Here is a 13792-nt window from a genome sequence, read left to right on the forward strand (position 1 = left end):
CGGTGTCGTCCGTCGCGCGATCGGGAGGCAGCCGGAACGTCGACCGTCGGGGCCCGGTTCCGGGCCGAGGGTGGAGAGGACGAAGCGGGGCGGCAACCGGGCCGCCCGCCCAGCGAAGGAGTCGACCGACCCATGAACCGAGTGCACAGGAACCTCTCCCGCCGTGCCCGCGTCGCCACGGGTGGCGCCGTGCTCGCCGTCGTCGCCCTCGCGGGCTTCGGCGCGGTCTCCGCGAACGCCTCGGCGCCCGCCACGACGCCCGCCGCCGCCAACGCGGCGGTCGCCCCGGACCGGGCCACCACCACCTCCACCCACCTGACGATCGACGCCGCAACCAAGGCCGCGCAGGCCGCGCTCGACGCCGCCGAGAAGGAGAACCAGCGCGTCACGGTCGCCGTCGTCGACCGCAACGGCAACACCGTCGTCACCCTGCGCTGCGACGGCGCCGGCCCGCAGTCCTACGAGTCCGCCGAGCGCAAGGCGTTCACCGCCGTCGCCTGGAACGCCCCCACCTCCCAGCTGGCCGAGCGCCTGGAGCAGGCCCCGAACCTCAAGGACATCCCCGGCACCCTGTTCCTGGCGGGCGGCGTGCCCGTCACCGCCGGCAAGGCGCCGATAGCCGGTATCGGTGTCGCGGGCGCCCCGTCCGGCGCGCTGGACGAGAAGTTCGCGCAGGCGGGCGCGAACGCGATCACCCGCTAGTCGCCGGGTGTCACGGGCTGCCGTACTCGGTCGTGACGGACGGGCGGCGTTCGCCCGACCGGCCCGTCACGGACGTATCGGAGCCGACGCCTCGTTCACGCGCGCGGCGCGCCCTGGTCAGCCGGTGCCCAGGGCCGTGAGCAGGCGGGCGCAGCGGGCCGTCATCTCGGCGGTGCTCTGGTCCGGGTGCTCGAACCACCAGCGCATGACCGCAGTGACGGCGTGCTGCCACACGTGGTTGAGCAGGTCGTGGTCGAGCGGGTCGTCGTCTCCGGCGCCGGTCAGCAGCTGCGCGGCACCGGCGGCGCCCATGGCGGCCAGCCGCTCGCGGTAGCGGTTCACGGCGTCGCGCGTCCCGCCGGCCGGCGGGAGGGAGGGGTCGTAGAGGACGGACCACGCGTACCGGCAGCGCTCCACCGCGGTGAACAGGGCCGTGAGGGTGTCGGCGGCGTGAGCGGTCGAGCCGCTGCGGGACCGGGCCGCGGCCACCGAGTCCACCAGCAGGGCGCCGACATGGTGGACACAGGCGACGTACAGGCCGTCCTTGGACTCGAAGTAGCTGTAGATCAGCGGCTTGGAGATGCCCGCGCGCGCGGCGACGGCGGCGACGGACACGCCCGCGTAGCCGTGTCTGCCGAACTCCGCCACGGCCACGTCGATGATCTGCCGCTCCCGGTCGACACGGGAGACGCCCTTGGTTCCGGCCTTGCCCATGGTCGCATCCTAGCCAACCATATGACCCGAAGGTAATTTACCCATGGGTCAATTCGACCTGCGACTCGGGCGACGGCAAGGAGAGCGGGCGCGATGACGCGATCGTGGTGGGGATGGGGCAACGTCGAGGACGCGGTGGGCGGTGCGGAGCTGGACGCGCTGCTGGGGCGGGTACGGGCCGTGATGCCGGGTGAGCTGACCGGCCACGAGCCGCCGAGCATCGCCTCGCTCGATCTGCCCGGCCCCCGGGCCGCTCCCCCGGCCTCCCTCGCCGGTCTGTGCTCCGCCGACCCGGCCGACCGGGCCGCGCACACGCACGGCAAGGCGTTCCGGGACGTGGTGCGCAATCTGTGCGGCGACCTGCGGCACGTACCGGACCTGGTCGCCCGGCCCCGCGACGAGCGCGACGTGACCGATCTGCTCGACTGGTGCACCCGCGAGGGCATCGCGGTGGTCCCGTTCGGCGGCGGCAGTTCGGTGGTCGGCGGTGTCGAGGCCCGGTGCGACGACCACCCCGCCGTGGTCACCGTCGACCTCGAGCGCCTGAACCGGGTCCTGGAGATCGACACCACGAGCCGGGCCGCGCGGATCCAGGCGGGCGTGTACGGCCCGCACCTGGAGGACCAGCTGCGGCCGCACGGCCTGACCCTGCGCCACTTCCCGCAGTCCTTCGAGTTCTCCACGCTGGGCGGCTGGCTCGCCACCCGGGCCGGCGGGCACTACGCGACGCTCTACACGCACATCGACGACCTGCTCGAATCGATGCGCGTCGTGACACCCGTCGGGATCAGCGAGTCGTGGCGGCTGCCGGGGTCGGGCGCCGGACCGTCGCCGGACCGGCTCTTCCTGGGCAGTGAGGGGACGCTGGGGATCATCACCGAGGCGTGGATGCGACTGCGGGAGCGCCCGCGTCGGCGCGCCGGCACCTCCGTGCGGTTCAACGACCACGCGTCGGCTGTGGCGGCCACCCGGGCCGTCGCGCAGAGCGGACTGAACCCGGCGAACTGCCGTCTGCTCGACGCGACCGAGGCGCTGATCAACACGGGCGTGAGCGTCGGCGGCGGGCTCCTCGTCCTCGCCTTCGAGTCGGCGGACCACCCGGTGCGGGCGAGCCTGGAACGCGCGGTGGAACTCTGCCGGGACCACGGCGGCGAGCCGTCAGACGCCGACACCACGGGCGGGTCCGGTGGCGACGCGCGAGGCGAGTCCGCCGCCGAGACTTGGCGTTCGTCGTTTCTGCGGATGCCGTACCAGCGGGACGCGCTGGCCCGCCACGCGGTGATCGCCGAGACCTTCGAGACGGCCTGCACCTGGGACAGGTTCGGCGCCCTGCACCAGGCGGTCACGGACGCGGCACGGCAGGCCATGGCCGAGGTCGCCGGGGCCGGGGTGATCGCGTGCCGGTTCACCCATGTCTACCCGGACGGCCCGGCGCCGTACTTCAGCGTGTACGCGCCCGGCCGCTGGGGCAGCCTCGTCAGCCAGTGGGACCACATCAAGGCCGCGGTGTCCGAGGCGATCGTGGCGAACGGCGGCACGATCACCCACCACCACGCGGTCGGCCGCGACCATCGGCCCTGGTACGACCGCCAGCGCCCCGCCCCCTTCGCCGCCGCGCTCACCGCCGCCAAGTCCGCCCTGGACCCGGCCGGCGTCCTCAATCCGGGGGTGTTGCTGCCGTAGACACGCACGCGCGCCTCGAATGCCGCATATGTCGCCCGGCAGGGGAAACCCGGACGGGAGTCGATGACGCACGGGGTCGTCGGCGACGCGCGGAGGGAGTGCGCAGTGAGTCAGGTCAGGACGACACGTTCCTCGGATCTTCCTCAGCCGTTGCGGATGCTGGGCTCCGGGCTGCGCCGCCTGCCCGGAGCGGGGCAGGTGGGCAGGGTGGCCGACGGGGCGCTGGATCGGATCGGAGCGGTCTCGCCGCGCGGACGGCGGATCGCGGTGTACACCGGAGCCGGGGTGCTCGGCGTGGCCGGCGTGGTGGAGTGGCCCCTGGCCATCACCGGCGCGGCTGTCGCCTGGCTGACCCAGCCGCGCCCGCGGCAGGCCGAGGAAGAAGGGGCGGTACAGGACGGCGATCGTTCCACGGCGGTCCGCTCCGGCGACGTCCACGCAGCAACCGCCGACGACGCCGTGCAGGAGCCCGAGGGCCCCGGCCCCGGCGCCAGGCTGGCCCCCACCCATTTCCAGTACGACCGCCCGGAGGCCGGCCGGCACGATCAGCCCGCCAAGGTCGGTGACGCGGCCACCACGTCGGCGCTCAAGAAGGTCGCGGAGGCCTCACACCACGACGGGCCGTAGACGGCGAGGGGCGTGGCCGGCGAGCGGCGTGGCTGACCCGTGGGCGTCCGTCCGTCAGTAGTCGGTCAGTAGGTCGTTGAGTGGGTCGTTCAGTAGTTCGTTCAGTAGTCGTTGCGCCGCCGTAGCCCGAAGGGTCGGCCGTCCGGGTCGACGAACAGCCGGTGCAGGGGGGCGTGGAGCGTCCTTGCCGTGCGCGAGAGGCGCGGCCGGTGATACGTGCGCAGGCGGCCGGGGGGTCGGGGGCCGCGGCGTCCGTTGTCGTGCCAGGCGTCCAGGGCGGCCGCGCTCGCGGCGAAGGCGTCGAAGGCCTTCAGGGGATCGCAGAGCGGGTCGGATGCGGGCGGGGCCGAGTCAGGCGTCAAGTCCAGGTGCTCGCGCGCGAGTTCCAGACGCAGGTCCCTGGCGAAGCGGCGGGCGCCGTCGCCGAGGCCGCCGGGATCGCGCGGCTCGCGTGGGTCCGTGGACTCGTCCAGGACGGCGCAGGTGAGTTCGGAGTCGTGCGTCCAGGAGCGGAGGTTGATGTTGTCCGAGCCGACCGAGGCCCACACGTCGTCGATCACGCACACCTTGGCGTGGACGTACACCGGTGTCCCGGCGTGGTTCTCCAGCCCGTACACCGCCACGCGCCCACCACCGGCGCGGCGCAACCGGTCCAGGGCCGTGATCCGGCCGATCAGGTTCATGGGCAGGGTGAGCCTGCCGTCCTGTTCGGGGACGGACGGGATGACCGCGATCAGGCGCAGGCCGGGATGGGCGGCCAGTGCCTCGGCGAAGGACTCGATCACGTGCGGGGACCACAGGTACTGGTCCTCCAGATAGATCAGGGCCCGCGCCCGCCGCAGCGCCTTGCGGTAGCCGCGCGCGATGCTGCGCTCGCCGTCGGGGGCGAACTCGTAGCCGCGCAGGAGACGGTTGGGGTAGGTGCGCAGGACCTGGAGGGTGTGGGTGCCGCAGGGCGCGGGGTCGGGTGTCTGGGGAGGCAGCCGGTCGGCATGGATGTCCTCGCGGTGCGCGAGTTCCCGCAGGCGGACGAACGGGCTGCGGGTGAGCGGCGCGGGGTCCTCCCAGCGCTCGCGGAACCCGGCCTCGATGTCGCCGACGGCCGGTCCGCGTATGGCGAGCTGGATGTCGTGCCACGGTGGGTGCGGTCCGTACGCGGCGGCGATGGGCAGTGACTGCGGGTCGCCGCGGTGGGTCGCGTCGTCACGGCGGTTGTGGCACAGGTCGATCCCGCCGACGAACGCGACATCGAGCTCGGGGCGGTCGGGGTGTCGGAGCACGACGAGTTTCTGGTGGTGCGAGCCGCCGGGCCGTACCCGCATGTCGAGCAGGTACTCCCCGCCGCCCGCTTCGACCGCGTCCCCGAGATGGCGGTTCTCAGCCTCGCTGAACTGGAAACGGTCCAGGTGGGAGCGCCAGACCAGCCCCTTGACGATCACCCGGCGCTCGGCCGCCTCGGCCAGTACGCGGCCGATCTCGGTGCCGGGGCCGTCGAGACGCTCGTCGGGGTCGCCCCGCCAGTCGGTGAACAGGAGCAGGTCTCCCGCGCGCTGCGCCCGGATCGCGCCGAGGAGCGCGGGGAAGTACGTCGAGCCATGGATGAGCGGCCGCACCAGGTTCCCGTGCGACCAGGCGGTTCGATCCGCTCGGCGGCTGTCCAGCCGTGTGGCGCCGTTGCCGCGTTCGTCCGGGGTCAACAGCCAGTCGGTGAGTTCCACGGCTCCTCCCAACAACAGTCACGGGTAACCAGTCGGCGTCGCTTCACGCCGGCCGGGCCGCACGGCCGGGATCCCCGGCGCATTATTCGGTTGCCTGTCGGCGAGGGTCCCGGATGCAATGTCCGGCATGATCACCCAGGTACCCCGGACCGTTCAGATCGGCGCTCTCGTTCCGCTGACCCGCCCGGGCTGGGTCGAGGCAGGCCGACACCTGCTCGCCGGACTCGAACTGGCCGTGCGCGAGGTCAATGACGGGGGCGGGATCGGCGGGCGACCACTGGAGCTGGTGGTACGGGACACCGCCGCCGACCCGGAGAAGGCCGCGGCGGCCGTGGACGAGTTGGCCGGGATGGGCGTGGCCGCCCTGGCCGGTGAGTATCACAGCGTCGTCGCTCGCGCCGCCGCCACCAGGGCGGACGCGCTCGGCCTGCCGTATCTCTGCTCCTCGGCGGTGCTCGACGCCCTCACACCCGAGCACCGGACGGACTGGGTCGCGCGGCTCTCCCTGCCGCAGTCCCGCGGCTGGCGGATCTACGCGGACTTCCTCCTCGCCGCAGGCCACCGTCGCATCGCCGTGGCGACCCAACCGAGCGTCTACTGGGCGTCCGGCATCCGCATCCTGCGGGACCACCTGGCCCCACGCGGCGGCACCGTCCTCGAACTCGACACACGGACGCTCTCCCCCACGGCCCTGTGCGACGAACTCGTCGACAACCGCGCCGCAGCCCTCCTTCTCCTGGTCGGCCACCCGGAGCCCGCCGTGCCGATCGTCCAGGCCGTCCGCAGCGACCCGCGCCTCGCCGAGATCCTGCTCGGTGCTCCGGCCGGGCAACCCGAGTTCGCGGAATGGGCGACCCTGCTGGGCGACGACGGCACCGGGATCCCGTTCCTGCGCTATCTGCCCGACCGCCTCAGCCCGCTCGGAGCCCGGGTCGAGGCAGCCCTGCGCGAACGGCTGTCGGACACACCGTCCTTCGTCGCCTACGAGGGTTACGACACGGTCGCCGTCCTTGCCGACGCGCTGCGCACCCAGGGCACGGACCGGGCGCGCATCGCCGAGTCCTGGCCGCGGATCTCCGTCGAAGGCACCCGCGGGCCGATCCGGTTCTCGCGCACACCCGGGATCAGCGTGTGGCAATGGACCTGGCCGCCGGTCCAGGTCGTCGATCGGGACCCGGCGGAACCAGGACGTCTTCGCATCCTGCACACCGGTTGAGGGGCGGGCCGTGGAGACGAGGTACGCGTGGCGGGGCGACTTCGACAACAGCGCCCTCAACGCACTCCACGCCGACGGTTTCGGCCACCCGGTCGCGCACACCGACTGGAGGGCACGACTCGAGCGGCACAGCCTCGGCTGGGTCTGCGGTGAGGAGGACGGCCGTCTGATCGGCTTCGTCAACGTTGTATGGGACGGCGGAGCGCATGCCTGCATCCTGGACACCGTGGTCGCGCGCGATTGCCGGTCGAGAGGGGTCGGCGCCGCGCTCGTCGCCACCGCGGCGAAAGAAGCCCGCGCCGCGAAGTGCCAGTGGCTTCATGTCGACTTCGAGGAACACCTGCGCTCGTTCTATCTCGACGCCTGCGGCTTCAAGGCGACGGCAGCCGGGCTGACAGCCCTGTGACTCCCGCCGGGCGCGGAGCGAAAGCGTCCTCCTGGCACGCCGTCAGCATTCCTGTCGGCGCGGTTCAGTTCACGTAGCGCCGGCGCTGTGGGTCGTCCATCCACGCCGAGCCGCCCCACGCCCGGCGCGCCGCCGCACGGATGGCCGCGGGGGCCTGCCCGGCCGGGACGATCACCCTCCACGAGCCGGCCCCGGACGCCGACGGCACCTAGCTCCGCGGAACGTCCTTCACGAACACGACGCCGTCACAGGCCGTCAAGTGGGCCGGGTCGAGCGGGGAGTAGCCGAACCAGGGGGACACGCGCGGCTCGGGCGGCGTGTCCCCGAGGGCGGCGGTCAGCCGCTCGCTGTCGATGACGCAGCGGTCCGCCGGGAGCGCGTACAGGCGTCCTTCGAGCGTGTCCGGCGGCGGGGTGTCCACTCCCTGGTGCCGGATGGTGCCGAGGGCCGTGGCGACGAAGGCGTACTGCGCGCCGAGTTCGGCGCTCACCAGCGCGCCGGCGCTCCACCACTCCACCCGCCCCTCCCACATCCGCATCGAGCTCTTCGGCCGCTGGAGATGGGAGTTGTGGGCGTGGACGAAGGTCCGGCCCCGTTCGGCGAGGCCGATCAGGTTGTGGGCCATCATCACGTCCCGCTGTGCGCACAGCCGGGCCATGCGGGCCGGTGAAGTGTCGGCCATCCAGTGGTGGTAGCGCAACAGGCCGGTCGCGGTACGCCCGTACAGGCGCGCCCGGTCCCAGTCGTCCCCGGACGTCGCCTCGACGAGGTGCGGCGACTGCGTGTCGAGCAGCGTCACCAGGTCGTCGGTGAGCAGCCGCAGCCGAGCGGCCTCGGCCGACCGGCCCACGGAACGGGCCGGGTCCGTCATCGCGGCGGGGTCGGTCCACCGGTCGTCGGCGCCGAGCAGGTCGTCGAGTGTCTCTGCGGTGCACGGGAGCAGGTCCGCGTCCACCCAGGTCGAGAGGTAGCCGTGGAGTGCGGTGAGGGCCTGCCGAGGGCTCGCGGCGGCCGTGATCTCCAGCGGGCCGTCGAACCCGGCGAAGCGCAGCCACCGCGACTCGGGCCGGCCGTCGTTGTGGGCGCGCATCCAGCGCACGAGCTCGCGGTTGGCCGCGGAGGCGCCCCAGCCGTGGCTGAATCCGCGCTCCATGACCTCGTCGAGGGTGCCCTTGCCCGAGGTGACGTAGTCGTCCACGACCAGGCCCGCCATGCAGTCGCTCTCGATCGCGATCGTCCGATAGCCCTCCTGCTCGACGAGTTGCCGGAAGACCTCGTTGCGCAGGTCGAGCAGAGCGTCCTCCCGGTGCGTGGGCTCCCCCAGCGCGAGCAGCCGGGGCCGGGCCGCCGGGAGCAGCCTCATGAGGGTGGCGGCCTCGACCGCCTCGGCGATGTCCTTGATGCCGGTGACCTCGAGGTCGTTGTCCTTGAAGTCGTCGTCCTTGAAGTCGTCGTCCTGGATGTCGGTAGCCATGGCTTCAACGGTATCGTTGAACCTTCGGTTGAAACTTTTCCGCGATAACGTCGGGATCATGGGGCGAAACCTTCAAAATGGCGGACAGCTCAGGCCGGTTGATCTGGCCCGTCGGCACGGACTGTCCACGCAGGCGGTCCGGAACTACGAGGAGGCCGGCATCCTTCCGGCCGCCGCTCGCACGCCCCACGGCTACCGCACCTACACCTCGCTGCACGCCGCGGCCCTGGCCGCGTTCCTCGCCCTGGTACCCGGCCACGGCCACCGGACGGCGACGTCGATCATGCGGGCGGTGAACCAGGGCGTGCCCGACGAGGCGTTCCGTCTCATCGACGAGAGCCACACCCAGCTCCTCGACGACAGGCGGACCCTCCAAGCGGTGGAGAGGGCGCTGGGCGACCTGGAGCCCCTCGCGCCACCGCCCGAACCAGGCCGTGCGTCCGGGCCCGGAGGCACCTTCATCGGGCCGTTGGCGAAGCGGCTCGGCATCCGGCCCGCGACGCTGCGCAAGTGGGAGCGGGCCGGGCTGGTGCACCCGCGCCGGGACCCGCGGACCGGGTACCGGCTCTACGACGAGGACGCCGTACGGGACGCCCGCCTGGTCCATCAACTCAGGCGGGGCGGCTACCTCCTGGAGCAGATCGCGCCGCTGATCGCCCAGGTACGGGCGGCCGGCGGCCTGGAGCCGCTGGAGACCGCGCTGCGTGACTGGCACGGCCGCCTGTCGGCCCGCGGACGGGCCATGCTGACCGGGGCCGCGGAGCTGGAGGCGTACCTCCGTGAGCGAGTCAGGGGTGACGAGCGTGAGGCACTGGGAGGCGACCGGTGAACGCGACGCACGAGCCGAGGCTGATCTTGTTGTGCGGGCTTCCCGGCTCCGGGAAGCAGCCGCCGGCTCGAAGCCCGGCGCGCGAGGGGCGGAAGAGGCAGTGCCCCGGTCACCCGCGAGATGCTCGAGGAGTACGTGAAGCTCTTCGAGGCCCCCACCGACGACGAACTCGCCCTCTACGACCCTCCGCTGCCTCCCGGTCGACGGGAGTGACCGGCCGGAACGCGGCACGCGTGTGACGCAGGCCACCGGAAAAGGGTGACAGGGTGTTGTCGCGGGCGCCTGCGAGCGTGGGCGGCATGACGATTACAGACGAGGACTGCCTCGCCGAAACCCTGGCGTTCAACGAGCAGTTCGAGGCCGCGGCCGCCGGCCGGCCCGTCCGCGAGGGGCCACCCGACGCCGCCCTGCTGGCAGCCCTGCGGCGCAACCGGCTCGGTGGCGACACCCCACCGGAACTGCTGCCGCAGGGCCAGGACCGCGTGGTCGACGGCGGGGTGAGGGTACGCGTCTTCGTGCCGGAGCACGTCGACGGCGTGTACCTGCACTTCCACGGAGGCGGCTGGGCGTTCGGCTCCGCCGACGGGCAGGACGCGAGGCTGTGGCTGCTCGCCCGGCGGACCCGGCTGGCCGTGGTGAGCGTCGCCTACCGTCTCGCGCCGGAACACCCCTTCCCTGCCGGTCCCGACGACTGCGAGGCGGCCGCCCGGTGGCTGGTGCGGCACGCCGCGGACGAGTTCGGCAGCGACCGGCTGCTGATCGGCGGGGAGTCGGCCGGCGCCCACCTCGGCGTCCTGACCCTGCTGCGCCTGCGTGACCGGCACGGCATCACCGGCGCTTTCCGAGCGGCCAACCTGCTCTTCGGCCCCTACGACCTGTCCATGACGCCGAGTCAACGATCCTTCGTCTCGCGGCGGTTGCTGAGCGACACCGGCTCGCTGCGGCGTACGTACGAGCTGTTCACGCCTGGCATGGGGGCCGAGCAGCGCCGTGCCCCGGAGGTCTCGCCCCTGTACGCCGACCTCGCCGGTCTGCCGCCGGCCCGGATGGTGGTCGGGACCGAGGATCCGTTGCTGGACGACTCGCTGTTCCTGGCGGGACGGTGGCAGGCGGCCGGCGCACCGGTACGACTCGGCGTGGTCGCGGGCGCCATGCACGGCTTCACGCTCTTCCCGCTGACCGTCACCGAGCGGGAACTGCGCCGCGAGCAGGACTTCCTGTCCACCGCGGGACGGTAGCGTCACCGGCATGAACCGCACCGCCCGGCTCTACGCACTGGTGGAGGAACTGCGCGCGGCGGCGCCTCGGCCGCTGACGGTCGCGGCGCTGGCCGCGCGCTTCGAGGTGAGCTCGCGTACGGTGCAGCGCGACCTCCAGGCGCTGATGGAGACCGGCGTCCCGGTCCGCACCACGCCCGGGCGCGGCGGGGGCTGGTCGATCGACCCGGAGATGACCCTGCCCCCGATCCACCTCACCGCCGAGGAAGCGTCGGCACTTGCCGTCGCCCTCGCGGCGGCCGACGCCTCCACCCCGTACGCCGGCGCGGCCCGCGCGGCGGCCCAGAAGGTCACGGCCGCGATGACCGGCGCCGCCTCGGCGGCGGCACGGCAACTGGCCGCGCGGATCGTCTCCCTGCCCTCGCCGACCGATTCCGCCGTGCGCGCCGCGGTGGAACAAGCCCTCACCACCAGGACGGTCCTGCGGCTGTCCTACACCGATGCGACGGGACGCCCGAGCGAGCGCGCGGTGGAACCGGCCGGACTGCTCACCGCCGGCGGCCGGTGGTACCTCATCGCCTGGTGCCGTACCCGACAGGCGGGCCGGGGCTTCCGACTGGACCGCGTCACGGCAGCGACCGCCACGACCGAACCGGCCGAGCCCCGCGAACTGAGCGACCTGCTGCGCGGCTCCGCCGCGGAACAGGCGGTGCGGCCAACGACGTTGGCCGCACTCGCCCCCCGGCACCGAGGACCCAGGGATCCGGTCAGTTCTGCTTGAGGGTGACCAGTTCGCCCTCGAAGGACTCGACGCTCCGAACAGGCGCCGCGTCCGCCTTCCCCTCCGCGTCCGCCTTCGCCTCCGCGTCTGCCTTCGCCTCGGCGTCCTTCTTCGCCTCCGCGACGACCATCGCGGCCATGGGACCGGCGCCCAGCGCACCGCTGGCGAGGAAACCCACCCCCATGGCGACGACCATGATCACGTTGCCGACCCACACCATGGTGTCCACCGGCAGGGTGTACGCCCCCACGACCCGCACCACGCACTCCGTGAGCAGTACGACACCCCACACCAGCGAGAACAGCCGCTCGGCCCGCCGAAACCGCGCGGAACCGGCGTCCAGTCGCGCCCAGGCGGCCTCCCTGCCCGGGTCGCCCTTCACCACCCACGGCTTCATACCGGCCGTCATCATCGGCTTGCCGAGCACCACGGAGGCGATGATCCCGATCCCGATCGTGCTGCTGACCGCGCTGTCCTTGGCGATCATCAGTCGCGGGTCACCCGCCACGAAGCCGAGCAGCAGTGAGACGACGTTCACGAGGAGGATCAGGGCGGCCAGCCCGTGGACCTCGCGCGCCTTCAGCACACCCCAGCCGGTCCGCACGGCCGGCACGACACTGCTCAGGGCGAGCGCCATCAGCGTGCTCGTCCCGAAGCCGTTCTTCAGGAGGTAGTACGCCCCGAGAGGCACCGCGACATCGATGAGCAGCGGCGCGAAGTTCCGCAGCACCTTCCGGCCGCCCGTGGCGCTCGTCCTGGTGGTCGCCGTGTTCCTCGTGATCCCCGTGTTCGTCTTCATGCACCCAGCTTCGCGGCCACCGCGGGGTCACCGGTAGAAACGATCGTCCAGCCCTCGGCATGACAAATGTCAACTCCGCACCGCCGTACGGCGCCTGGCCGACCGCTCAGGCGCCCGGCGCCTCCACGGCCGCCGGTGGCTCGGCGGGGCTCGCCGCGGGCGGGTGGAAGAGGACGGCTCGGGCGACGGGCGGGGCGAACAGGGCGGTGACGGGTGCGGAGAGGGTCAGTACGGAGCGGAAGGCACGCCCCACGATCGGGTCGCCGGGCGCACAGTCCTGCACGCGCTGGAGGTACCAGTCGGCGGCGCGGTCAGCGGCCCCGCCGGCCACCGCGTTGCCGACCGCGCCCGGCATCTTGCGGTCCGCCCCGGCGGAGATGTCCCACGCCTGCCGGGAAGCGGCGAGAACCGCCCGCTGCACGCGCCGCGTCGTGGGCGTCCGGCGCGGATCGGCCAGGGCGTCGCGCAGCGCGACCGCGCTCATCGCGGCGACGGCCATGCCCTGGCCGTAGATCGGGTTGAAGGTGCACAGGGCGTCGCCGGTGGCGAGGAATCCGGCCGGGCAGCTGCCGGGCAGGTCGTAGCGGCGGCGGACGTTGGCGGTACGCCGGTAGCCGAACGCCGGCGTGAGCGGTTCCGCCTCGTCCAGCCACCGGTGCAGGAGCGGGTGCGGCAGCCTCTTGGTGTACGTCACGAACTCGTCGTCGTCCGTGGGCGGTTCGTCGCCGCGCAGCCCCGAGACGATGACAAGGTGGCTGCCGTCCTCCAGCGGCAGCGCGCCGCCGGCGTGGACCTGGTCGGGGCTCGGGTAGACGTAGTAGCCGGCGGTGTCGCCGTCGAGGAGGCCGTCGCGGCCGCGGTAGACGCGCGAGGCGTACGCGAGGCCCGTGTCGATGGTCTCCTCGTGCGGGGCCCCGGCCCCGATCGACTGGAGCCACCGCGGTGCCTTCGTGCCGCTGCCGGAGGCGTCGACGACCAGGTCGGCCTCCACTTCCCGCTGTTCCCCGCGGGTGTCGCCGGAGCGGTCCCGCAGGACCACGCCCCGCACGCGTGCGGCGTCGCCGAGCAGCCCTACGACCTCGGCCCCCTGCACCGTACTGATCACGGGGTTGGCCAGGACCCGTCGCCGTACCAGCTCCTCCAGCTGCGCGCGGGAGCCGGTGTAGATGTGCGTCGTCGCGGGCAGCCGGCGGAACCAACGGCCGTTCTGCCACAGCACCAGGCCCGACGGCAGGCCCACGCGCGGCGCCCCCGCCGCCCGCAGGTCCGCCAGGATGCCCGGCAGCAGCGACTCCATGGCCACCTGCCCGCCCTCCAGCAGGACATGGGGATGCCGGCCCTGCGGTACGCCGGCCCGCGGCCCCGTCCCGTCCGGGAACCGGTCGCGCTCCACGACGGTCACCCGGTCGGCGTGCCCGGCCAGCACGTGCGCCGTGAGCATCCCCGCCAGACTCCCGCCCACCACGACCGCGTGCCGTCCGCCGCCGCGTCCCACGCCCCAACCGCCCTTGTTTCCGGCAGAGTTCACCGAGCCGCTCCCCTGTTTCGCCACGTCGCGAGAAGCCACCAGTATTCCGGACCGCGGCACGGGTTGACCGTGTTACAGCCGTTTTGCGTCAGCCCGTG

General features: G+C 73.0%; 13 protein-coding genes. 8 read left to right on the forward strand and 5 right to left on the reverse strand.

Annotated features, from left to right (window positions below; all coding sequences use genetic code 11):
• The first annotated feature begins 132 nt into the window (after positions 1-132).
• Positions 133-702, forward strand: a complete 570-nt coding sequence (locus ACFZBP_RS11315) for a heme-binding protein (RefSeq protein ID WP_391412011.1) — start codon at positions 133-135, stop codon at positions 700-702.
• A 117-nt stretch (positions 703-819) separates the two neighbouring features.
• Here the strand turns inward: ACFZBP_RS11315 and ACFZBP_RS11320 are convergent, their stop codons facing one another.
• Entirely contained in the window at positions 820-1416 is a 597-nt protein-coding gene (locus tag ACFZBP_RS11320) for a TetR family transcriptional regulator (RefSeq protein WP_391412013.1), read from the reverse strand.
• A gap of 93 nt (positions 1417-1509) precedes the next feature.
• Here ACFZBP_RS11320 and ACFZBP_RS11325 point away from each other — a divergent pair, with 93 nt between their 5' ends.
• The gene (locus ACFZBP_RS11325; protein WP_391412015.1) at positions 1510-3099 is read left to right on the forward strand and encodes an FAD-linked oxidase C-terminal domain-containing protein; all 1590 of its coding nucleotides are present in this window, start codon (positions 1510-1512) and stop codon (positions 3097-3099) included.
• Between the two features lie 105 nt (positions 3100-3204).
• Positions 3205-3726 carry a hypothetical protein gene (locus ACFZBP_RS11330; protein ID WP_391412017.1) on the forward strand — a complete coding sequence of 174 codons (522 nt, stop codon included), beginning with the start codon at positions 3205-3207 and terminating at the stop codon, positions 3724-3726.
• A gap of 101 nt (positions 3727-3827) precedes the next feature.
• On the opposite strand, the gene ACFZBP_RS11335 is transcribed toward ACFZBP_RS11330, so the two are convergent.
• Positions 3828-5444: a phospholipase D-like domain-containing protein gene (locus ACFZBP_RS11335; protein ID WP_391412020.1), complete on the reverse strand. Its 1617-nt coding sequence runs from the start codon at positions 5442-5444 to the stop codon at positions 3828-3830.
• Positions 5445-5571: 127 nt separating this feature from the next.
• Here ACFZBP_RS11335 and ACFZBP_RS11340 point away from each other — a divergent pair, with 127 nt between their 5' ends.
• Positions 5572-6660, forward strand: coding sequence for an ABC transporter substrate-binding protein (locus tag ACFZBP_RS11340; RefSeq protein ID WP_391412022.1), 1089 nt, complete (start codon positions 5572-5574; stop codon positions 6658-6660).
• Between the two features lie 10 nt (positions 6661-6670).
• A complete protein-coding gene (locus ACFZBP_RS11345) occupies positions 6671-7066 on the forward strand; it encodes a GNAT family N-acetyltransferase (RefSeq protein ID WP_391412024.1) in 396 nt (131 codons plus the stop codon).
• A 208-nt stretch (positions 7067-7274) separates the two neighbouring features.
• On the opposite strand, the gene ACFZBP_RS11350 is transcribed toward ACFZBP_RS11345, so the two are convergent.
• Positions 7275-8429: an erythromycin esterase family protein gene (locus ACFZBP_RS11350; protein ID WP_391412994.1), complete on the reverse strand. Its 1155-nt coding sequence runs from the start codon at positions 8427-8429 to the stop codon at positions 7275-7277.
• Between the two features lie 169 nt (positions 8430-8598).
• On the opposite strand from ACFZBP_RS11350, the gene ACFZBP_RS11355 reads away from it, so the two are divergent.
• The 3 genes from ACFZBP_RS11355 to ACFZBP_RS11365 all read left to right on the forward strand — a co-directional run bounded on the left by ACFZBP_RS11355 (position 8599) and on the right by ACFZBP_RS11365 (position 11367).
• Positions 8599-9369 (forward strand): MerR family DNA-binding transcriptional regulator, encoded by a 771-nt coding sequence (locus ACFZBP_RS11355; protein WP_391412025.1) that lies wholly within the window; start codon positions 8599-8601, stop codon positions 9367-9369.
• Positions 9370-9668: 299 nt separating this feature from the next.
• Positions 9669-10607: an alpha/beta hydrolase fold domain-containing protein gene (locus ACFZBP_RS11360; protein WP_391412027.1), complete on the forward strand. Its 939-nt coding sequence runs from the start codon at positions 9669-9671 to the stop codon at positions 10605-10607.
• Between the two features lie 10 nt (positions 10608-10617).
• Complete coding sequence (locus tag ACFZBP_RS11365) at positions 10618-11367, forward strand: WYL domain-containing protein (protein ID WP_391412029.1); 750 nt, start codon at positions 10618-10620, stop codon at positions 11365-11367.
• Here ACFZBP_RS11365 and ACFZBP_RS11370 read toward each other — a convergent pair.
• Together ACFZBP_RS11370 and ACFZBP_RS11375 are read right to left on the reverse strand one after the other, a co-directional pair.
• The gene (locus ACFZBP_RS11370) at positions 11354-12166 is read right to left on the reverse strand and encodes a VC0807 family protein (RefSeq protein ID WP_391412034.1); all 813 of its coding nucleotides are present in this window, start codon (positions 12164-12166) and stop codon (positions 11354-11356) included. The genes ACFZBP_RS11365 and ACFZBP_RS11370 overlap by 14 nt on opposite strands.
• A 106-nt stretch (positions 12167-12272) precedes the next feature.
• Positions 12273-13628, reverse strand: coding sequence for an FAD-dependent monooxygenase (locus ACFZBP_RS11375; protein ID WP_391412995.1), 1356 nt, complete (start codon positions 13626-13628; stop codon positions 12273-12275).
• Between the last annotated feature and the right edge of the window lie 164 nt (positions 13629-13792).

Origin of the sequence: Streptomyces sp. NPDC008086 (genome assembly GCF_042957325.1) — a bacterium.
Taxonomy (GTDB): domain Bacteria; phylum Actinomycetota; class Actinomycetes; order Streptomycetales; family Streptomycetaceae; genus Streptomyces.

Bases quoted from the DNA above. Each gene is read 5' to 3' on its own strand.
- ACFZBP_RS11350 (WP_391412994.1), bottom strand. From the start codon at position 8,429: ATGAGGCTGCTCCCGGCGGCCCGGCCCCGGCTGCTCGCGCTGGGGGAG.
- ACFZBP_RS11325 (WP_391412015.1), top strand. From the start codon at position 1,510: ATGACGCGATCGTGGTGGGGATGGGGCAACGTCGAGGACGCGGTGGGC.
- ACFZBP_RS11340 (WP_391412022.1), top strand. From the start codon at position 5,572: ATGATCACCCAGGTACCCCGGACCGTTCAGATCGGCGCTCTCGTTCCG.
- ACFZBP_RS11370 (WP_391412034.1), bottom strand. From the start codon at position 12,166: ATGAAGACGAACACGGGGATCACGAGGAACACGGCGACCACCAGGACG.
- ACFZBP_RS11355 (WP_391412025.1), top strand. From the start codon at position 8,599: ATGGGGCGAAACCTTCAAAATGGCGGACAGCTCAGGCCGGTTGATCTG.
- ACFZBP_RS11320 (WP_391412013.1), bottom strand. From the start codon at position 1,416: ATGGGCAAGGCCGGAACCAAGGGCGTCTCCCGTGTCGACCGGGAGCGG.
- ACFZBP_RS11365 (WP_391412029.1), top strand. From the start codon at position 10,618: ATGAACCGCACCGCCCGGCTCTACGCACTGGTGGAGGAACTGCGCGCG.
- ACFZBP_RS11360 (WP_391412027.1), top strand. From the start codon at position 9,669: ATGACGATTACAGACGAGGACTGCCTCGCCGAAACCCTGGCGTTCAAC.
- ACFZBP_RS11315 (WP_391412011.1), top strand. From the start codon at position 133: ATGAACCGAGTGCACAGGAACCTCTCCCGCCGTGCCCGCGTCGCCACG.